This is a genomic window from Sorangium sp. So ce367 (assembly GCF_051520455.1).
Classification (GTDB): Bacteria; Myxococcota_A; Polyangia; order Polyangiales; family Polyangiaceae; genus Sorangium; species Sorangium cellulosum_B.
Genome location: NZ_CP150334.1, coordinates 10,005,871 through 10,026,536, shown reverse-complemented (window position 1 = coordinate 10,026,536; position 20,666 = coordinate 10,005,871). Strand labels below are relative to the sequence as shown.

The window sequence follows — 20,666 nt, the reverse complement described above, 5'->3', positions numbered from 1 at the left end:
GGAAGTCAACAGCCACCTTGGGCGCCGAGCCAGCTCGCGAACGCCACCCAGGCGGAGACGGCGTCGGGGCACAAGATCTTCATCGCAAACGCCGCCGAGGCGAAGATAACGTCAGGAGAGAAAAACTTCATTCATGATGTCCGCCCAGCGCCGTCTCCGTCCTCGCTCGCACCGCGCGGACGTCCTGACACCACGCCGCGGGCGGAGTGCCGGGCCGCCGGCGAGCGCGCCTCAGGGCCGCCCTCCGGGCGCGCGCCGCCTCCTTGCCGCTCGAGCGCGCCCACCCAGGGCGCCGTGGGCGGCGTCTCGCGTTCGTCGATGGCGCAGGCGAGGTCTCCTCGCCGGCGCGATGACGAGGGCCGCGATGCGCCAGACCGACCCATCGACAGGACGCGACTACGTAGCTTATCGACAGGGGGCGATGCGCCCTTGGATGCCTTTCAGATGCCTTGAACCGAGCCCGCAGAACACGGCACCCGGGGCGCCCTCTCCGGCGCCGGCGCCGTTCCCCCATCACGGGCGCCCTCGTCGTCGATGGCTTACCCGCGCTCGGCGCACCACCCGGACGGCCTGCGCACACGCACGTATCCGTCGAGAACCCTCGTTCGCGCCGGCGGGCGGCCAGCGCGTGCGCGGAGCCGGTCCTCCCCGAGCGCCCCGGCGTGTTCTTCGTGAGACTCCAGCCCTGACGCGCCGCATCGCGCGTTCGATCCGGTCGCGACCGCCGTGGAGGTGAGTCGCCATACCATCCCGGGCCTGTATCCAGACCAGGAGGGCGGCGCGCGTGATATCGCTGGATTCACGGCCGTTGATGCGCGTCGGAGAGATCGTCGACGAGCGGTTCCAGATCGAGGGCCTCGCGGGCTCGGGCGGGATGGGGCACGTCTACCGGGCGCGCGACCGGCGAAGCGGCGACACGGTGGCTCTCAAGGTGCTTCGCCGCGCCGACAAGGGTGAGCTCAGCCGCTTCTCCTGCGAGGTGGAGGCGCTCTCGGCGCTGCGCGTCCCCGGCGTCGTCCGGTACATCGCCCACGGCGTCGCGGCGGGCGGCAAGCCGTATCTGGTGATGGAGTGGCTCGCCGGGGAGACGCTCGCCGAGCGCATCGCGCGGCGAGGGCTCACCCCCGCCGAGAGCGTCGACGTCGTCGCGCGGATCGCGGAGACGCTCGGCGCCCTCCACGGGCAGGGCGTCGTGCACCGGGACCTCAAGCCGAGCAACCTGCTCCTCGTCGAGGGGCGGCTCGATCGCGCGATGGTGCTCGACTTCGGGATCGCGCGCTTCCGGATCGACCAGCAGCTCACCCTGCCGGGCACCGTCCTCGGGACCCCGGAGTACATGGCGCCCGAGCAGGCGCGCGGTGAGCGGCGCGTCGACGCCCGCGCCGACGTGTTCGCGCTCGGCTGCGTGCTCTTCAAGTGCCTCACCGGGCGCGCTGCCTTCCAGGGCGCCGGGGCGCTCGCCGTGATGGTCAAGGTGCTGCTCGACGAGCCGCCGCGCCTCCGCGAGGTCCGCCCGGACTTGCCGGACGACCTCGACGCCCTCGTCACCAGGATGCTCGCGAAGCAGCCAGACGGGCGCCCCCGCGACGGCGCGGCCGTCGCCGAGGAGCTCCGCGCGATCGACCTCAGCCGCGCCGGCGCGGCGGACGGCGCCTACCCTGCCGCGCTGGCGCCCGTCCTGGAGCTCACGAGCAGCGAGCGGCGCGTCACGTGCCTCGTGCTCGCGCACGAGCGCTCGGCGCCCGAGGAGGTGACGCGCTCGCAGGAGGAGGAGCACGCGCGGGCGACGGGCCGCGCCGACGAGCTCTACGCGCTCGCCGAGCGCTACCAGGGCCAGATCGAGCTCATCGACGCGAGATCGCCGCTGCTCGTGCTGACGAGCGCCGAGGCGGCCACCGATCTCGCCGCGCAGGCCGCGCGCTGCGCGCTGTCGCTGCGCGCATTGCTCGGGGGCGCGCAGGTCTCGCTCGTGACCGGCCGGGCCGAGCTGACGTCGCGCATCCCGATGGGCGAGCTCATCGACCGGGCGGTCCAGCTCCTGCCGTCGCGCGGCGAGCCGGGCGCGGTCGCCGCGGTGCGCATCGACGAGGTGACGGCGGGGCTGCTGGGCGGCCGGTTCGAGACGAGCTCCGAGGGCGGCGCGCGCTTCCTCCACGGGGCGCGGGACGACCTCAAGGTGACGCTGGCGCCGGCGCTGCTCGGCAAGCCGGTGGCGTGCTTCGGGCGGGAGCGGGAGCTCGCGGTGCTGACCGCGGAGCTCGATCGGAGCATCGAGGAGTCGACCTCCGGCGCGCTGCTGGTGGTCGCGGCGGCCGGCATGGGCAAATCGCGGCTGCGGCAGGAGTTCCTCGAGACGGTGTCGGCGCGCAACGCGCGAGCGGCCGACCGCGCGCGCGGCGGGGGCGGCGCCGACCTGGCGGACGGCGCTCCCGTGGAGGTGTGGGTCGGGCAGGGGGACCCGATGAGCTCGGGCTCGGCGTTCGGCCTCCTGTCGCGCGCGCTGCGGAGCGCGATGGGCATCGTCGACGGCGAGCCGCTGGAGGAGCGGCGGCGCAAGGTGAGGGCGCGGGTCGAGCGGCACCCGGAGCTCGACGTGGGGCGCGTCAGCGCCTTCCTTGGCGAGCTCCTGGGCGCGCCGTTCCCGGACGACGACATCCGGGTCGGCGCGGCGCGGCGCAACCGGCAGCTGATGGGCGATCAGCTGCGGCTGTCGTGGGAGGAGTTCATCCGGGCCGAGTGCGCGAGGCAGCCCGTGCTGCTGATCCTCGAGGACCTGCAGTGGGGCGACCTGCCCACCCTGACGATGGTGGAGGCGGCGCTCCGGAGCCTGCGGGATCTGCCGTTCCTGGTGCTGGGGCTGGCCCGGCCCGAGGTGCACGAGGCCTTTCCGGGGCTGTCTCAGGGGCGCTTCGGCAACCAGATGATGCTGCCGCCGCTCACGCGCCGGGCGAGCGAGCGGCTGGTGCGCGCCGCGCTGGGCGACGACGCGCGCGCGGAGCTCGTGGCCACGCTGGTGGACCGGGCGGACGGCAACCCGTTCTACCTGGAGGAGCAGGTCCGGGCGGTGGCGGCCGGCCACGGCGCGGACCTGCCGGAGACGGTGCTGGCGATGGTGCAGGCGCGCATCGAGGCGCTCGACGCCGAGGCGCGGCGCGTGCTGCGGGCCGCGAGCGTGTTCGGCCAGGCGTTCTGGCCGAGCGCGGTGAGCGCGCTGCTCGGGGGCGCGGTGGTGACGCGCTGGCTCTCGGAGCTGGAGCGCCGCGAGGTGGTCCACCGGCGCGGCCCCGGGCGGCTGCGGGGAGAGGTCGAGTACCGCTTCCGGCACGCGCTGGTGCGCGAGGCGGCGTACGGGATGCTGACGGAGGCCGACCGGCGGCTGGGCCACGCGCTGGCGGGCGCCTGGCTGGAGGGCGCGGGCGAGCCCGACGCGATGGCGCTCGCGGAGCACTTCGAGCGCGGCGCCGTGCCCGCGCGGGCCGCGGCGGCGTACCTGCGCGCGGCGCAGCACGCCCTGGAGGGCAACGATCTCGGCGCCGCGATCGCGCGGGCCGAGCGCGGGCTCGAGTGCGCGCCGGAGCCCGCGGTGGTGGGGGCGCTCCGGCTGGTCCAGGCCGAGGCGCACATATGGCGGGGCGACCTCGCGCTGGCCGAGGAGCGGGGGACGGACGCGGCGCGGCACCTCGCGCCCGGCTCGGCGCCGTGGTTCGCGGCCGTCACGCAGGCCGTCGCGGCCGCGAGCAAGCTGGGCGGCTTCGACCGCGTGGAGCGGTGGATGGGCGCGGCGGTCGTCGTCACCGCCTCGCAGGGCGCGGAGAGCGCGAGGAGCACCTGTCTCTGCATGGGCGCCTCGACGCTGGCCTTCGCCGGACGGCCTGCGATCGTCGACGGGCTCATCGCGGAGGTGGAGCGCGCCATGGGCGACGGGGCGTCGACCGGCGCCGGCACGGGGGCCGAGGTGGCCGCGGGGCTGCACCAGGCGCGCGCCTTCCGCGCGATGAGCGGGGGCGATCCCGGCGCCTGCGTCACCGGCCTGGAGGCCGCGCTCGTGGCGTTCGAGCAGGTCGGCGACCGGCGCAACGCGTGCATCACCCGCGCGAACCTGGGCTATTCCTACGGCGAGCTCGGCGACTTCGGCGGCGCCGAGGCGGCGCTCCGCTCCGTGCTGGAGGCCACGGAGCGGATGGGTCTGCACGAGGTGGCGGCGGCGGCGCAGGCCAGCCTCGGGCAGGTCCTTGCCTACCGCGGCAGGCTCGCCGAGGCGCGGGCCGTCGAGGAGGCGGCCCTCGCCTCGAGCCAGCGGCTGGGCGACCCGCGCGCCGAGGTGGTGTCGCGCTCGTACCTCGCAAAGATAGCCCTGCTCGCCGGCGACCTCGCGGGCGCGGAGCGCGAGGCGCGCCTCGCCGAGGCGCTGGAGAGCGCGTCGCCGTTCCGCGTCACGGCCATGGCGATCCGCGCCCGGGCGCTGATCGGGCTGGGGCGCGCCGCCGAGGCGCTCGCGGCCGCCGGCGAGGCGCTGGCAGCGCTCGAGTCGCTCGGCGGGATCGAAGAGGGCGAGTCGATGATCCGACTGGTCCACGCGGAGGCGTTCTCCGCGGTCGGCGACGCGGCCAGCGCGGCGGTCGCCATCTCCTCGGCGCGCGACAAGCTGCTCGACCGGGCCGCCGGCGTCCGCGATCCCGAGTGGCGCGGGCGCTTTCTCTCACACGTTCCGGACAACGCCCGCACCCTGGAGCTCGCATCGCAGTGGGTCGGAGCCGGGCGGAACCGCGGGAACTGAATGTGGCCGAACGTGACTGAACGTGGCCGAACGTGGCCGAACGTGACTGAACGTGACGAAGCGTTGCTGTCCCGCGGAGGAATCCGCGGAGGACGTGCAATTTAATAGCTGACAGTCGAAGTGGTTTGCCGTACCCTGATCGTTGACGTGGAGAGTTCCCGGCTGTCGTTGTGTTGAGCGACGCGCCGGAGGGCGTGCTGTGATCGGGGAGCGTGGGCGCTCCCCTTGGCTCGCTACCTGAGGTCTCATCACGTGAAAACCAGGGCTGTACTTGGGTGCGCAGGCATCCTTTTCGTGGCTACCGGCTGCGTCGCGCCCGAGCAGGCGCTCGAAGCGGGCGATGAAACAGAGGAGCTCGGCTCGAGCGCTGACGAGCTCGCGACCGGCAATGCGCTGAGCGCGAATGCGCTGAGCGCGAATGCGCTGAGCGCGAATGCGTTGAGCGTCAACGCGCTCAGCGTGAACGCGCTGAGCCCGGTGGCGGCCTCCGCTCTCAGGGATCCTGGCGCGAGGGGCGATCTCTTCCGGTCGCTCGTGAAGTACACGGTCAGCTGCGCGCTCAAGGAGTCGCAGTCGTTCCGTTTCTCCTGGACCGACCGCGCGGGCGCGACCCACAAGGAGGTCTATCCCGGACACCTCGGCCTCGCGCCCCGGTGGGACCGGCGCCCGCTCGACGAAGAGGGCAAGCGGATGGTCTCCGCGTGCCTCGCCGCCCACACGAACCGTTATGGAGTCTCGGTCAGCATCTCGATGCGCTCCCGACAGAACCCGCTGCATCACGAGGTCGGGTGCGACGAGCTCGACGATTACCCTCATGTCGAAGGGGCCTTCTGGGGGAACCTCTTCACGGAGACGCCGTACCTGCGCGCCTGTTACAACCCGGCGAACGTCGATGTCGCGCGCGCGGCGAAGCGCGACTGCGCCGCGGGCCAGCTCGACGCCGACGGCGATCTCGAGGGCTGCGGGATGATCGAGATCGTCGGGCGCTGCAAGGAGTCCTGCGGCAAGCTCAACCGCTCCGGGGAGTATTACAAGGAATGCGATGATCCGGAGTTCGGCGAGACGCGCTATGTGATCACCACCGCGCTGCGGTGACCCTCGCCCTCCCGAGGAGGGGGCCGCCGGTCGTCTTCTCCCTCGGCAGCCCTGCTCGGAGCCGAGCGAACGCGCCGCCCTCCCTGGCGCGGGCGGCGTCGCCGGGCGAAGATGCGCGGCCATGGAGATGCATCAGGTCCGGTATTTCCTTGCGGTGACCGAGACCCGCAGCTTCACGCGCGCGGCCGAGCGGTGCGCGGTCTCGCAGCCCGCGCTCACGGCCGCCATCAAGAAGCTCGAGGAGGAGCTCGGCGGGCCGCTCGTCCTGCGCGAGCGCGGCGGCGCCAAGCTCACGGCGCTGGGGCAGCGCGTGCTGCCGCGGCTCCAGCGGCTGCGGGACGAGATGCAGGCCGTCCAGGTGATCGCGGACAACCACCGGCGGCTCAAGCAGGTGCCGCTCCGTGTGGGCATCCTCTGCACCATCGGGCCCGCGCGGCTCGCGGGCTCGCTGGCGGCGTTCCGCGCGGAGGCGCCGGGGGTGGAGCTGGAGATCGCGGTCGCCGTGCAGGGTGAGCTCCTGCGGCGGCTGGAGGAGGCCGAGGTCGACGTCATCGTCTCGAACCTCGGCGACGCTGTCCCGGACTGGTGCGTTGTGGCGCCCCTCTTCGAGGAGCGCTACGTCGTGGTCCTCCCGCCCGGCCACCACCTGGCCGGGCGCGAGGGCCTGCGGCTCGAGGATCTGGACGGCGAGCCCTACCTCGATCGGCTCGCCTGCGAGATGCGCGAGCAGGTGACGGGCGTGTGCGCCGCGCGGCGCGTGGACCTGTACGCGGCGTACCGGACCGATCGGGAGGACTGGGTCCAGAGCCTGGTCCACGCGGGGCTGGGTTTTGCCTTCATGCCCGAGCACTCGGTGCTCCTGACGGGCGCGTCGCAGCGCCCGCTCGTCGATCCGGCCCTCCGTCGCACCGTCGCGCTGGTGCGCTCGGGCGATCGCACGCCGGCGCCGGGCTTGCAGCTCTTCTGGGACGCGCTGCTCTCGCGCGCTGCCCGGGCGCGGCCGGTCAACCCTTCGCGGCGATGATGTCCACGTGCTCGATGACGGGCGGCGCGGCGAGCAGCTCCGGCGCCTTGGCCATGAGCGCTGCGGCGATGCGGCCCGCGAGGTGCTCCTTGCGCCCCACCTCGTCCGCGAAGGTATCGAAGATGCCGAACGTCGACGGCCCGATGCGCAGCGCGAACCAGTGAATCGTCCGCGGCTCCTCGGCGGCGAGGCCGACGGCGGAGCGGAGGAGCGCCTCGACCTCGGCCTCCTTGCCGGGCTTGGCCTCGATGCGGGCCAGGAGGGAGAGCGTCACGGCGGTCGGGGAAGCAGCGGTCATGAGATCCTCCTCTTCGGCGGCGCACGGCGCGCCGCGCTTCGGTGAAGAGAGTTGTAACGATCGGCGTCCGGCCGACCATTCGATGTTCTGGATGGATCCATCAGCGCCGTGGATGGGCGCTTCACCGGAGGGATGGCCGCGACCCTCCGCCATGGCGGCGCCACCCCCTGAGGTGGAGCGCCCCTCGGGTTCTGCCGTGTTTTCGCGCCGGCATGGGGTGTGCTCGAGGTCGAGCGTCATGCCGACGCTCGAGCACAACGCCCTCGTCGAGATGTTCCGCGAGGACCTCTCCGGCGCCGAGGCGCCAGCGGCAGAAATGTCTATTATTTCAATGGGTTCTGACCGATGCTTGGCCGAGTCGTCTTCCGGCGTGGCCCAACGCGGGCCCAATGAATAGGCGTTTGCGGGACTGCGCCTGAGCAGCAGCGGCGGCGAGGTCCCGGCGCAGTCCCGCAAACGTCGGGTTGGACCGGGCCGGTTCGCGGCCGGGCGAGGCGGTCGCGAGGCCTATGGAGATCCTGCCCGAGAAGGCCGCAGAAGGCGGGCGCGGCGGGGCTCGCACGCGTGGTGCATCCCGCCGCCACGACGTTGGGCGCAGACGTGCAATGAATAGGCGTTTGCGGGACTGCGCCTGAGCAGCAGCGGCGGCGAGGTCCCGGCGCAGTCCCGCAAACGTCGGGTTGGACCGGGCCGGTTCGCGGCCGGGCGAGGCGGTCGCGAGGCCTATGGAGATCCTGCCCGAGAAGGCCGCAGAAGGCGGGCGCGGCGGGGCTCGCACGCGTGGTGCATCCCGCCGCCACGACGTTGGGCGCAGACGTGCCGAGGCAGAGCGCGGCGCCGATGGAGGCCCAGCAGCACGCACGCCGCCGAGGTGGACGGCGCAGAAGGCGGATCGATGCCTGACCGCCGCGCAACGGAGGTGGTGCTGTCGCTTCTGCCCAGGCCAGCGATGCTCATGACGTGTCCGGAGGGGCGGCGGAAGAGCCGACGACGCACGACGGCAGCGGGCGGCGAGCCATCGCAGCCTGACCGCAGCGAGGACAGATGGACAGGTCGATCCCCGTGAGCTCGGCGAGCAGCGTGCACCAGTCGACCTTGACGACGTGGCGCGCAGAGGGCTCGTTCTCGTAAGAGCTGCCTTCCCGGTGCTCATCTCCCCCGACAGCGCACTGCCCTGCGTCTCGCGCCGCCAGGATCCTCGTGCGTGCCACCTCGAGCGTGGTGGTGGCGTGACACGCGGCCATCAGGCCGAAGTGTCGGATCTTCACGAAGCGATGTGGCAGCACGTGCATCAGGAAGCGACGCAGAAACTCGTCTGCGGAGAGCGTCACGGTCTTGTCTCCGCGGGTCCGGAAGCACACGCCGCGCTCATCCATCCACCGCAGCCGGTGATTGGACAGCCCGACACGGTGGGTATAGCGACCGAGGTAGGCAAAGACCTGCTCGGGCCCAGCGAAGGGCGGCTTGGCGTAGACCACCCAGGGCTTGCGGTAGAGCGCGTCGAGCAGCGCAGCGAAGGCAGCGGGGTTGGCCAGCGCGGCGGCCCCGCCGGTCAGGTCGAGCTCTCCGGCGTCATAGGCCTGCCGAAGCGCGGCGAGCAACTTGCCGCGGAAGAGCTTGCCGAGGACCTGCACAGGGAAGAGGTAGCCGCGCCGCCCCTCGATCCAGCGCGAGCCGTCGGGCGAGAGGCCGCCGCCGGTGACGATGCAGTGCAGGTGCGGATGGAAGCTGAGATTGCGGCTCCAGGTGTGCAGCACGGCGGTGACACCGAGGTCGGCGCCGAGCCGTTTGGGATCGCGGCCGAGCGTGAGCAGGGTCCGCGAGCCGCACTGGAAGAGCAGATCGAAGACCCTCTGCTGGTTGACGAGCGCCAGCGGGCGCAGCTCGGCCGGGAGCGTGAAGACGACGTGGAAGTAGTGCGTCGGCAGGATGCGCTGCTGCCGCTCGGCGATCCACCTGGCCTGGCTGAGGCTCTGGCACTTGGGACAGTGGCGGTTGCGGCAGGAGTTGTACGAGGGCTGCTCGTGGCCGCAGCTCGTGCACACGTCGACATGGCCGCCCAGCACCGCGGTCCTGCACGCAGCGATGTCGCGCAGGACCTTGCGCTGGGCGGTGGAGACGGCGTGGGCGCGCAGGTAGGCCTCGCCGTGGGCGCGGACGATATCCGCGACCTCGAGCCGAGGCCTACCCGTCGCCGTGGGCCGCGGCGCCGGGGGATGCGGGTGCACGCGACCTCAGCCGAGCTTCTTCTTGGCCTCCTGGGTGCCGAGCACCTCGACCGGGCTGCGGGTGCGACCGACGTGAGCCTGGCTGACGCGGACGTAGCGGACGGTGGTGCGGATGGAGCGATGGCCGAGCAGGGCCTGGATGACGCGGATGTCGGTGCCGAGCTCGAGCAGGTGGGTAGCGAAGCTGTGCCGCAGCACGTGCGGGGTGACGCGCTTGTGCAGCTTGCAGCGCCTCGCCGCCTCGCGCAGCGCGTTGCGCACCGCCTCGTGCGAGATGACCGAGCCCTGCTTGCGACCCGGGAACAGCTCCGGTCCAGCGGGTCTCTCCGCCCGCCAGTAGATGCGCAGCGCGGTCAGCACGGGGGCGCTGAGCATCACGTACCGATCACGCCCATGCTTTCCATTGCGGACGTGGATGAGGTTGCGCTTGCTGTCGATGTCCTCGACCCGCAGCGAGCAGACCTCATCGATCCGCAGACCGGCGCCGTACGCCGTCAGTACGATCGTGCGCTGCTTGACCGAGCCGATCGCGTTGAGCAGCGCCTCGACCTCGGTGCCGCTGAGGACCGGCGGCAGCTTCTGGGGTACCTTCGGCCAGGGGATCGCGACAGCGACCTCCGGACGCCCGAGCGTGGTGGCGTAGAGGAACTTGATCGCCGCCACGTACTGGTGCTGCGTCGCCTCCGCGATCTTTCGCTGCTCGGCGAGATAGAGCAAAAACGCGCGCACCTCGTCGAGACCCATCTGCTGCGGCGGCTTGCGGTGATAGGCTACGAAGGCCCGTGCGCAGCGGAGGTAATTGTCGCACGTCGACGGCTTGTATCGCCGCAGCTTCAGGTCTTCGGCCATTCGATCGCGGAGCTGTCCCATCGCTGCCCTCCTGGTGGACGCGGCGCCCGGGCAGGGGCGTCGCGAACGGCAGGGTGGGCAGGGAATGAGGCGGCGGGCGGCCAGTCCTGCGCGGCGCCGGGCTCTTTTTTCGCAATAAATACTGGCAAAAGCCGCGCTGCGGCAGCAATGACTGCCGTGACAACCGCAGCGAAGACAAGGATCCGAGCCGCGGCAGGAAACCGCGGCTCGGTATCCGGAATGCTTAACGGCGCAGGGCCCGCAGCATCTTCTTGAGCCTCACGCCGAGCTCCTGCACCTCGTCAGCATCGCGCTCGCTCGCGGCCGGCACAGGAGCTGCCGCGAAGCGGCTTGGTCCAATGCACGGCGCGCGGGCCCTGCGACGGGGCAGGCCGGGTGTTTGATGCGCGATAGACGGCTCGCCCGGCGCCGTTCCCGCGGGGCTTGGGCTTGACACGGGCGAGAGCTCTATGGTTTCCTATCCGCCCGAACACGAGAGCTCCGATGCCTACCCCCCGCATGGTCCGAACGCTGGCACCGTTGGTCGTCGCAGCTTTCGCTTGTCAGGAGGTGGAGCAACCGCTCGGAGACGCACCTTTGACCGGCGAGGGTGGCGCCGCGACAGAAGACGGCGGCGCGGCGGGCAGTGCTGAAGACGGCGGGTCGTCCGGCGAGCTCGGCGATGGCGGCGAGCCTCCCAACCCCGACGTTCGATTCGTGGTTGTCGGTCCGATCGATCCGGCGAGCACCACGCCGCGTGCAGGAGTTGACTATTCTACGGGTTGGATCGGCGCGGACATCAACGGGTCGGTCTTGGCTGGATTCTCGGCGTCGGCCGATACTGACAGCGACTTCACCACCGGAGTGCGGTTCCTTTGGACCCCCGAAGCAGGGACAACCCGGCTGCCCTACTCCGCTCCTGCGGTCGGAATGTATGCCCCGTCGCGCTTGAGCGGCGATGGCAAGAGCCTCTTCGGCGAAGTGATGAACATCGAGACGATCCTGAACGGGATCCAGTTCGGCCCAGTCTCGTTCTACCGCTGGACCGAGGAGACCGGCGACGTTCCGTTCGGGCCTTCCGAGCCGATGTGGAACGGCCAAATCGATTTCGTGAGCGCCGACGGGAGTGCCGCGCTCGGAAGCGTCGAGCTCCAAGCTGACGTAGAGGCGGGCGACGGCCACTCGAGGTTGTTCCGATGGACGGAGAGCCGCGGATTCGAGCTGCTCACCACGCTCGGCTGGCCTGCTCGCGCCGGCTGCTCGGCTGTGAGCGAGGACTTCGCCACGATGGCGGGATATGGAGACGACGGAAAAGGCTTCCTGTGGTTAGCCCCGGACCGCGTCCTGCCCCTGACCGGCATCCCTGAGTTTCCCTACTGTTCGGCGAGCAGCATCTCCCACGACGGGAGCATCGCGTTCGGGGTATGTAATGACGAGATCTCCGAGGGAGTGACGGCATTTCGCTGGACCGAGGAGACGGGCATGGTGTACCTCGACGTACCGAGCGTCGTCTCCGCGACGGGCGACGGACGCCTGGCCTTCGGCACCGACGGCGAAGCGCTATACCGCTGGAGCGCGACGGCGGGCAGCACACGCCTGGAGCCCCCCGTCGATTGGGTGATGGGGCGTGCCTACCGGCTGGAGCTCGTGCTGGGTAGCCTCAGCGACGACGGGAGCACGATCTACGGCCAGCTGTCCGTTACCGCGGGAGCAGCTCTGGAACCCGAGCAGAGTTCGTTTCGTTGGAGCGAGGCGGATGGCTTCGTTCGGCTCGATGCGCTGCCCGGACACGACGAGAGCTGGATTCAAGGGCAGAGCTCCGACGGTTCCGTTCAGGTAGGTTCGAGCAGACTCGGACGGTCCGCTAGCGACGCCGTGCTGTGGGATTGCGGCGGAGTGCGGGACATCGGTCGAGAGCTTCGCGAAGGCGGAGCCGAACTTTCGGGTGTGCACCTCAGCTGGGCGTCCCGGGTGTGGACCGGCTCCACGCTGATGATCGCAGGTAGCGGTGAGGCAGGGGGAAATCGCGTCGCATGGATCGCGTGGCTTCCCGCGCGTTGCTAGGGCAGCCGGTCCGCGAAAATGCGGACCGGCTCATCGTGGCTAGTGTGCAGTCGTCATGACGCATCGGCGGAGCCGGCCGCCGATGTGTTCGTGCTCACGCTGCAGTCAGCCCCTGCACCGCATTGACACGAGCTGCAGCGGCACGTCTCTCCGCAGCGGCATTCGCCAGCCGAACCCGCCTTCGCGTCGCAACTGCAGCCGAGCCCTCCGCGCTCGATGCGTGTACCCAGCTCGCACTCGCAGGTGGAGCGTATCTTGCGCGGCCTTTCGAGCACAAGGACAGTCCCGACGCGGCTTTCGAGCGCCGAGAGCGACGCTTCTCCGCGGCGTGCGACGGGTTCGACGTGGAGGATAGGACAAGCAAACGCGTTCCGCAAAGTCAAGATTCTCGGAGCCGTTCCTGACTCGTGCAGTCCGACTGAACGAGCTCATTGACAGAACGGGCCTTATGCGATCAGGCAGGCCTTCCACGCCTGAAACGCCTGGGATTACCGCGACGTAGCACCAAGAAGGCATCCTACCGTATAGCTGTACCCTACTGAGCTCGTCCAAACGGCCGCCGTCGCGGTTCGCGGCGCGTCGTGATGGCCGGCGCACGCACCTCAGGGCAGACTTCCCCCCGGCCACGTCGTCGAGCAGCGTCCCTCCCTGTCGGTTTCGTCACGCGGGGTCCGCCGGGTACCGCGCGCGGCACTCCAGCGGCTCGGCGAACAGACCGAGGTGGCTCAAGATCTTCCTCGCCGTCGCCTTATCCGTGATCGCGGCCAGAAGGCGCATCCGTCCGCTGCATCGCGGGCACGCGAGAACATCTACGGCGTAAGTCCGCCGCAAAAGCTTCGCCCATTCGACGCGAGGCGACGTCGCCAGAAGGAGCCCATCCAGCAGCCGATCAAGGTGCCGGACCGAGATCCCCTCCGACACGAATCCAACATCAGCCCACGGCAGCACAGCGCCCAGCGCAGTCGACACCCGCTCGCGCTCGACCTCGCCATGCACCATCGCCAGCAGCGCCCCAACCGCCACGTCCCGAGCGCCTCGCTCCGACACTGCCGACGGCGCCGCCTCGCTTCGCTCGTCTCCTCGGCGCGACGGATTCGCCATGCCTCTCGCCCGCCGCTTCGGCGCCGGCCTCGTCGGCATGGGCGTGATCGTCGTCTTCCCCCCGGGTTCGTCGGCAGCTAGATCGTGGCCTCGTCATCCCTCAGAAGCCCGTCAATCTTGCTTAGCAAATCTCGCTTGACCCGCTGTCGGTTCAGTTCGTCTTCGTAACCGGCCTTGACAGATGACACCTTGACAACGCCCTTGATCATCATCAGAGCGTCGATCGTTCGCTGCGCCTCATCGTCATCCAAGTCGCGCCGAAAGTGGACAACCAGGCCCTTGACGCTCATTGCAATCCCACTCCCCGCACAGAGATCTCGCTGGCTCCTCGAAGCATAGTGATATTACGCAATTCACCCATGGCTCCCTACTCCCGGAAGTGTCGTGTTCAGCGGAGAGCGCTCTACGTCCTCCCAATCCGCAGCCATGGGGCAACCCGGCCCGCCTTCGTCACGCTGTACCGGGAAGCTCGTCAGCGTCGCAGCGCGCCGGGCGAGCTCTGTCCCCGTGGCGGCGCGGACAGGGAGCGGCGACCGAAGCCGCGGCTGTGGAGGCGGCGGGAGCTTCGCCCGCGGGCTCCTGGCCGCAAGCTCGGGAGACGGCACCACAGGCGGAGGAACGTCGGGCGCGCGGGGAGGTACCATCGGCGGTGTCGAGCTCTGCACCGGCGCCGACGTGGGACGCGCCGAGCTCTCGCGCTTGGTGTCGGGCTCGCCGACCTGGATCACCAAGGTCTCCTTGGCGTCCGTCCGGTGGTCGTTGTGCAGCTGCCAGAGGCGCTCCCAGTACCGCGCCGGCGTGCCGGTGAAGGCCTCCAGCTGTCGGGCAAGGCCGGGCGTCATCGGGAGGTCGCTCCTCAGCAACCGCTCCACCTCCCTCGGCTCCAACCCCGTGCTCTCGGCCAGCTTCCTCCTCCACGAAGGCATCGTCGCGCAGAACGACTCGAGGACCCGTCCTGGCCAGGGGACGGGGCGCGCACGGGCGTCTGTCAGCTCCGCGAGCGCCGCGTCGACGTGACAGTCCAGAAGGCGCCGGTATCGATCCCGGTCCCCCACGGCCTGCTCCTTCGCATCGGTGAGGGCTGCCTCCTCGTCGTCATGCGCGTGCTCGCGCGCCTCGCGAAGCCCGCGCTCGCGTCCCAGCGCTTCGCGCGCGGTGACCGCGAAGCCGATCGCGACACAGGCTATCATCGCGAGTCCGAGCGGCGAAATGAGCCACATCGCACCAAGTAGATCCTCCATCGTATTCATCGCGTTTCGTCTCCTGGACGTGATCGCTCATGTCGGGATTCAAGGCGGATCTTCGCCTTGTGCTGTCCGAAGACATCACCAAGGTCACCGCCTGTGAGCTGCCGAAGGACAGCCGACGATTCAGCGAAGCTGCCGGAGGAGTGCTTCGCGCTCGGCGACGAACCGCCCACGGGGGAACTCCCGCGCGTGGATGTTCAGCAGCCGGAGAGCCTCGACGTTCGCCGTGACATTGCGGGCCTCGATGGCCCGCCGGGCCTGGTTGATCAGGCTCCGCTCGCGCTCCTCGCCGGTCGGTCGAACGGCGCTCGCCGGAGGCGCGGGCCGGCGATCGGTCGTCGTTGAGGGAACGGGCGTGCTGCTCGCCACCGCCTGCACGCGCGCGCTTCCTTGCGCCCTCGGCGACGACATCCCGTGCGCGATCGGCGCGGCCGGTGCTGCGGCGCTGTGCGCGCGTTCTCCGCCGGCGGGCGCTTCGGCGCTGTGCGCACCGTCTCGCGCAGGCGACGCCGCAGCCTCTTGCGCAGCGGGCGGGGTGGCAGGGACCACCGCCGCCCCGAACCACGATTGCAGGTCGGGCAGGGACGACACAGAGGAGACGAGCGCGCCGGTCAGCACGGCGAGCGCACCCTGAACGACGATCCTCACGGCCAGACGGCGTAGCGAGGCCACCCACGACGCGCGGCGGCCGAAGCCCAGTGCGAGTGGCACGCAAGCGCTACCGTCCCTTCCCTGCGAGCGCTCCTGCGCCTGCCACCGCGCCCGCTGCACCCGGAGCTCCTGGTGCGCCCGCCAATATCGCGTCCTCACCGTGTCCAGCGGAAGTCCCTGCTCGGCCGCGATCTCGGCGAGCGGAACCTCCTGGAGGTCGTGCTTGATCACGACATCCCGGTACTTGGGATCGAGTTGGTCTATCAGCTCCCGCGTGAACTTTTCCCGCTGCCGTCTCCGGAGCAGCTCTTCCGGCGTGGGGTACTCGTCTTGGATCTCGCACTCATCAAACGACGTCAGCACCTCGCCGCGGCAGCGTGCGTCACGGACGTGATTGCGCGCCTGGTTGATGGCGATCGTGACGCGGTACGGCGCTGGGTCTCCCCCCGGGTCGAGCCGCCTGTCGGCCTCCAGCCCGCGCAGCAGCGCTTCCTGAGCGATATCCTCGGCGTTTCGCTCTGGCACGCCGTGGCGCCTGGCGAGGCGCCGGAAGAGCTCGAAGCCGGGGAAGACGGTCGGTGGCTTGCCCACGCTAAGCAGCACACTTGAGTGGGCCCAAACGCTTCAAAAAAGAGAACCTGCGAGCAATATTGGTCGGACAATGTAAGCTAATGTGTCATCTGCAACCACGCGGCAGCGGGTCTAGAGGACGACTGAGCACATTCCGTCATACGACGGCCAATTCTCGCCCAAACGGCCGAGGCGTCGCGATTCCTGGCGGTTGACGCCGAGCGGCCGGCGTCAGTACCGTCCCTGGATGCGTTGCATTGCGCATTCGCTCTCGATATTTCTCACGCTCGGGGTCGCAACAGGCTTCCCGACCTCGGCGAGCGCCGATGATGCCCCCCCGAAGGCGCAACAGACTTCACGAAGTCTGCCAGCGCCGCCGATGTTCCCCCCGAAGGCGGGACCGAACGACAGCTCATCGGTGAAAGACCATGTTCGCCGTGCTCAGAGAGCGCGCAATGCCGGGCGGTGGAGCGAGGCATACGCTGCCTACAAGGCTGCTTTCGACGCCGCGGACCCGACGACCAGCACCGAGCGAGAGCGGGCGGAGATCGCAGGCGAGCTCGGCCTTTGCGAGGTCGCGTTGCACAACTATCGCGATGCGGCCGAGCACCTTGCCAAGAGCCTCGAACAGCGTGAAGCGCTGCCGGACGCGCTCGAGCGGCGATTCCAGGCAGGCCAGCGTGAGGCTGTGAAGCGCGTCGCTACGCTCGTGCTCTCGGTGGATCCGCCCGACGCCGAGGTGCTGATAGACGGTGAGCGCATCGGGCGGACCGCGCGCACCTACACACTCTTCTTCGAGCCGGGGGGCAAACACATGGTGCGGAGCCGTGCACCCGGCCACGCGGACGCGTTTCAGGGGTTCCTTGGCGTGGCGGGCGTGGAGCACGAGATGACGATGGAGCTGCCCCGTGCGGCGGCGAGCAGCGCCAAGGAGGCGAGCAGCGCCAAGGACACCGCGCCAGCCACGCCGACCCCCTTGCGCCCGTTGCCCGCGACGCGCGCGCAGGCTCCCAGCCCGTGGGCCTCTTGGCCGGGGACGCTGCGCATCACGGGGATCGCCGTCACGACGGCTGGCGTGACGGTGGGCACCATTCTCATGGTCCAGGCGGGCAAGCTCGATGACGATCTGAGCGCCCGGCGAGATCGGCTCCAAAGCGAGCCGTCATCGAGCACGTCGATGTGCTGGCACGCGCCTCGGAACTCGCCATGTGGCGAGCTGGCGCGCCTGCAAGACGCGCGAAACATGTTCGGCCGCGCCGGTCTGGCCACGGTGATCACGGGCGGTGTCGTCGGTGCCGTGACCGCCGCGTCATTCTTCACGGACTTTTCCTTCCTGAGATTCAAGCCGGCTCAGGATCGGGTCAACGTATCGCCCGTGGCGAATGGGAACGAAATCGGCGCGCGAATCGAGGGGGTATGGTGAGCACGCGGGGGGCCGAGAGAATGGGTCCGCTGGCAGACCGAGGCGCCGTGACGTCGGTCGTTGCTCTCGCAGTCTGCGTGTGGGGAGCTAGCGCGCTGACAGCTTGTGCTGCCTATCCCGATGATTGCTCGGAAAAGCTGGCGTGTTCTCCCGATCTGGAGCACACGCTAGACCCGTGCGCGGGAGAGCCCGGCACAGCGCCAGCGCTCGATAAGTGCGGCGTGTTCGTCAGCGCGCAGGGCGACGACATGAGCCCTGGAACGAAGGGAGCGCCGGTCAAGACGCTCCAGCACGCGATCGGGCTCGCCGCGTACGGGCGAGGCCACGGCGAGGGAGCGACCCGGCGCGTGTACGCGTGCGGCGGGTTGTTCGCGGAGAAGATCACGCTGCCCTCGGGGGTCGACCTCTGGGGCGGGCGCCTGTGTGGCGGCGGCGATTGGTCGTATGATGGGTCGTTCGGCGGACCGAATCACCCGACGATCATCGCTCCGCGGGCGGGTATCCCGCTGAGGGTGGTCGCGGATGACAAAGAGCATGCGACGTCAACGGTCTTCGGCGTGCGCGTGGAGGCGGCGGATGCGTCCGCGGACGACGGCAAGTCGTCGATCGCGATGATCTTGAGCCCTGGGGCCAGGGCGATCGTGCGGCAGAGCAAGATCCTCGCAGGCGATGGCAAGGATGGAGAGCCGGGCGAGGACGGGCCGATCGTACGCGCGAACTCCGGCGTGGTGGGGAACGACGGCGCGGACGCCTGCACCGCGGACGCAGCGATGGGCGGCCTTCCGGTCGTGACCGTGTGCGGCGATGGCATCGAGTCGGCGGGCGGGTACGGCGGAGACGGCGGGATGGACACGGGCGGCGATGGTGCTTCAGGGCTGCCGGAGCCGGTCGGCAGTCCGGAGAACCGCGGCCTGGCTGGGAGCGGCGCGTCCAGCATGCCGTGTACGAACGGGGGCCGCGGATCAGACGGCGTCGACGCGGAGCACGCTGCCGGAGCGATTGGCGTTGGCCGCCTGGACCTTGACGGATGGATCGGCGTCCGCGGGGAGGGCGGCAAGAGGGGCGGCGTCGGCCAGGGCGGTGGCGGGGGTGGCGGCAGCAGCTCGCGCACCCTTACGTTCGCGTGTCCGGCCGGTCGGCCCCAAGGCGGCGCGGCCGGAGGATCAGGGGGCAGCGGCGGCTGTGGTGGCAAGGGAGGCCAGGGGGGCGACTACGGCGGCGCGAGCATCGCGATCGTGGCATTGCAGGGGAGCGCTCTCACGGTCGACGCCAGCCATGTCCTAGGAGGCAAGGGCGGCAATGGTGGCGTCGGCGGAACGGGCCAGTGGGGAGGCGCTGGTTGGGGCGGTGGCAATGGTGGGCGCTCTTTGACCGGCATGGCGGGAGGGTGCGCCGGCGGCGCTGGCGGCAACGGTGGCCGCGGCGGCGACGGCGGCGGCGGTCTCGGGGGTGCGTCCTTCGGCATCGCCTCCATGAGCGCCTCCGTGAACCTTCTGGAGGATGCGATCGTCTTGCCCGGACAACCTGGCCAGGGCGGCCGCCCTGACAGTGCAGTCACCGACAACGCGCCAGGCCAGGGGCGAGAGGGGCCTGCGCTGTTCTGGTACAGGTTCGATGCGCCAGATCCGGAACCGCCCCAATGAGCCGCCCTGTACTGGCGGCACACCGCTGGAGACGCACATGAGAAAGACCACCGCTGCTGCCCTGTGCCTTCTTTTGTCACCATGGGCGACCGGCTGCGGAACTGTGCCCGACGTGAACGATGCTGGCGCGCCTTGCGAGGGCACCTCGTGCGATGCCGAGCCGCCCCCGGAGTCGGTCTGCATCGAGCACGTCGCCGCCGGTATCCTCGACGACGGCTGTGGCGTGTTCGTCGCCGGAAACTTCGGTGGCGGCGACGACAGGAACCCCGGCTCGAAGGCGAAGCCGGTGTACACCGTCGCGCATGCCATCGAGCTCGCGCGCGCTGGACGAGGGCGCGTGTTCCTCTGCAACGACTACTTCGAGGTGGACCCGATCACGCTGCCTTCTGGCGTGGACATCCTCGGTGGCTTCAATTGCCGGAAATGGGTGCCCGACTCCCTGCTCCCGCGGTCCACGCTTAAGTACAGGCTGTTCGACGATGCCCTGATGACGATCGGGCCCGCGCGCCAGGAGGACCAGGGGGCCGCGGACGGCGTCTCGACGCTCGCCGATCTCAACTTCCACGCGTCAAGCGGGCTCGGCGTGGTCGCTCAGTCCAACACGGTGGTGGAGATCCTGCGGAGCGAGATCCGCGTGCGCAGCGGAAGGCCGGGCAGCAAAGGTGAGAAGTGGCCCTTCTACAGCCCACCCGACGGACCGGACGGCACGTTCGCAGCGGAGGCGTGCTCGGCGGCCATCGTCGCCGGCGGGGCTGCAGCCGCGAACCGGTGCGAGAGCGGGCTCACGAGCATCGGCGGCAAGGGAGGGGACGGGCTGCCCGACAGCGCCGGGGATGGAGGCGACGGTGAGCCCGCTCCAGAGCGACAACCGTCGCCCTCAGGCATCGGTGGTACCGCGGAGCAGGACAATGTCCGGTGCTACGCCGGGTCCGACGGGGGCCCCGGGGCTCCGGGAACGCAGGGAGCGCCCGGCGAGGGCATCGGACGCCTCACCGAGACAGGATGGGAGGGTGACACGGGGGCCGAGGGGAGTTGGGGCACGCCGGGCCAAGGCGGCGGCGGCGGCGGCGGTCGTCGGGGCGGGCTCGCCATGTGCGGCGTCGCCTCCAAGGGAGGCGCGGGAGGGGGCTCGGGCGGCGCCGGAGGCTGTGGTGGCCGAGGGGGCCGCGGGGGAGCGAATGGACAGCCGGCGATTGGCGTCGTCGCACTTCACGCTCGCTTGACCGTGCGTGACAGCACGATCACAACGGGTGACGGCGGTCCGGGCGGCGACGGCGGGCCGTCCCAGGAGGGCGGCAGAGGCGGCAGAGGCGCATTCGGCGCCGCACAAGCGGACGTCTTTCAGGGCTGCATGGGCGGCCGTGGCGGCCAGGGAGGGCCTGGCGGCTACGGCGGCCCGGGGCGCGGCGGTGACTCGATCGGCGTCGCCTACCTCGACGAGGATCAGCTCACGCTCGAGGGCGTCACCTTCGAGATCGGACAGCCGGGCTCGGGCGGCACCAGCTGGCACCACGATGGCACGATGACCACAGGGCCGAGCGGCGAGCGTCACGAGACGTTTCGGTTTCCTGAATAGCCGCATCACGTCACGGGAGCGGCCCGGATCTGAACCCATCCCCCACTTTGTCGGCAAGCTGCTGGCCAACGTGCGCCTCGACCTCCACGGAGTCGCGCCGCCCCGGAGAGGGCGCCACCG

The 20,666-nt window shown here is 70.5% G+C and carries 14 protein-coding genes; 7 read left to right on the top strand and 7 right to left on the bottom strand.

The features are described from left to right. The first annotated feature begins 811 nt into the window (after positions 1-811). The 3 genes from WME97_RS38000 (at position 812) to WME97_RS37990 (ending at position 6,896) form a co-directional block, all read left to right on the top strand. On the top strand, positions 812-4,777 hold the full coding sequence (locus tag WME97_RS38000) for a serine/threonine-protein kinase (protein WP_437544992.1): 3,966 nt from the start codon (positions 812-814) through the stop codon (positions 4,775-4,777). 294 nt (positions 4,778-5,071) lie between these two features. Further along, the gene (locus WME97_RS37995; RefSeq protein WP_437544991.1) at positions 5,072-5,872 is read left to right on the top strand and encodes a hypothetical protein; all 801 of its coding nucleotides are present in this window, start codon (positions 5,072-5,074) and stop codon (positions 5,870-5,872) included. Positions 5,873-5,993: 121 nt separating this feature from the next. Next, complete coding sequence (locus tag WME97_RS37990) at positions 5,994-6,896, top strand: LysR family transcriptional regulator (protein ID WP_437544990.1); 903 nt, start codon at positions 5,994-5,996, stop codon at positions 6,894-6,896. On the opposite strand, the gene WME97_RS37985 is transcribed toward WME97_RS37990, so the two are convergent. The 3 genes from WME97_RS37985 to WME97_RS37975 form a co-directional block, all read right to left on the bottom strand. Beyond that, positions 6,877-7,194: a putative quinol monooxygenase gene (locus WME97_RS37985; RefSeq protein ID WP_437544989.1), complete on the bottom strand. Its 318-nt coding sequence runs from the start codon at positions 7,192-7,194 to the stop codon at positions 6,877-6,879. The two genes, WME97_RS37990 and WME97_RS37985, sit on opposite strands and share 20 nt — an antisense overlap. Positions 7,195-8,147: 953 nt before the next feature. Continuing rightward, positions 8,148-9,422, bottom strand: a complete 1,275-nt coding sequence (locus WME97_RS37980; protein ID WP_437544988.1) for an IS91 family transposase — start codon at positions 9,420-9,422, stop codon at positions 8,148-8,150. 6 nt (positions 9,423-9,428) lie between these two features. Further along, positions 9,429-10,292, bottom strand: coding sequence for a tyrosine-type recombinase/integrase (locus tag WME97_RS37975; RefSeq protein ID WP_437544987.1), 864 nt, complete (start codon positions 10,290-10,292; stop codon positions 9,429-9,431). Between the two features lie 498 nt (positions 10,293-10,790). Between WME97_RS37975 and WME97_RS37970 the strand changes: the two genes are divergently transcribed. Further along, the gene (locus WME97_RS37970) at positions 10,791-12,335 is read left to right on the top strand and encodes a hypothetical protein (RefSeq protein ID WP_437544986.1); all 1,545 of its coding nucleotides are present in this window, start codon (positions 10,791-10,793) and stop codon (positions 12,333-12,335) included. 660 nt (positions 12,336-12,995) lie between these two features. On the opposite strand, the gene WME97_RS37965 is transcribed toward WME97_RS37970, so the two are convergent. The 4 genes from WME97_RS37965 to WME97_RS37950 form a co-directional block, all read right to left on the bottom strand. Next, positions 12,996-13,358, bottom strand: a complete 363-nt coding sequence (locus WME97_RS37965) for a hypothetical protein (protein WP_437544985.1) — start codon at positions 13,356-13,358, stop codon at positions 12,996-12,998. Positions 13,359-13,513: 155 nt separating this feature from the next. Then, positions 13,514-13,726: a hypothetical protein gene (locus WME97_RS37960; RefSeq protein ID WP_437323573.1), complete on the bottom strand. Its 213-nt coding sequence runs from the start codon at positions 13,724-13,726 to the stop codon at positions 13,514-13,516. 63 nt (positions 13,727-13,789) lie between these two features. After that, the gene (locus tag WME97_RS37955) at positions 13,790-14,626 is read right to left on the bottom strand and encodes a helix-turn-helix transcriptional regulator (RefSeq protein WP_437544984.1); all 837 of its coding nucleotides are present in this window, start codon (positions 14,624-14,626) and stop codon (positions 13,790-13,792) included. Between the two features lie 180 nt (positions 14,627-14,806). Then, positions 14,807-15,925 (bottom strand): RNA polymerase sigma factor, encoded by a 1,119-nt coding sequence (locus WME97_RS37950; protein ID WP_437544983.1) that lies wholly within the window; start codon positions 15,923-15,925, stop codon positions 14,807-14,809. A 226-nt stretch (positions 15,926-16,151) separates the two neighbouring features. Here WME97_RS37950 and WME97_RS37945 point away from each other — a divergent pair, with 226 nt between their 5' ends. From WME97_RS37945 to WME97_RS37935, 3 genes are all read left to right on the top strand, one after another. Then, on the top strand, positions 16,152-17,327 hold the full coding sequence (locus WME97_RS37945; RefSeq protein ID WP_437544982.1) for a PEGA domain-containing protein: 1,176 nt from the start codon (positions 16,152-16,154) through the stop codon (positions 17,325-17,327). A 221-nt stretch (positions 17,328-17,548) separates the two neighbouring features. Next, on the top strand, positions 17,549-18,970 hold the full coding sequence (locus WME97_RS37940; protein ID WP_437544981.1) for a hypothetical protein: 1,422 nt from the start codon (positions 17,549-17,551) through the stop codon (positions 18,968-18,970). 37 nt (positions 18,971-19,007) lie between these two features. Then, positions 19,008-20,546, top strand: a complete 1,539-nt coding sequence (locus WME97_RS37935; RefSeq protein WP_437544980.1) for a hypothetical protein — start codon at positions 19,008-19,010, stop codon at positions 20,544-20,546. Positions 20,547-20,666: the final 120 nt, after the last annotated feature.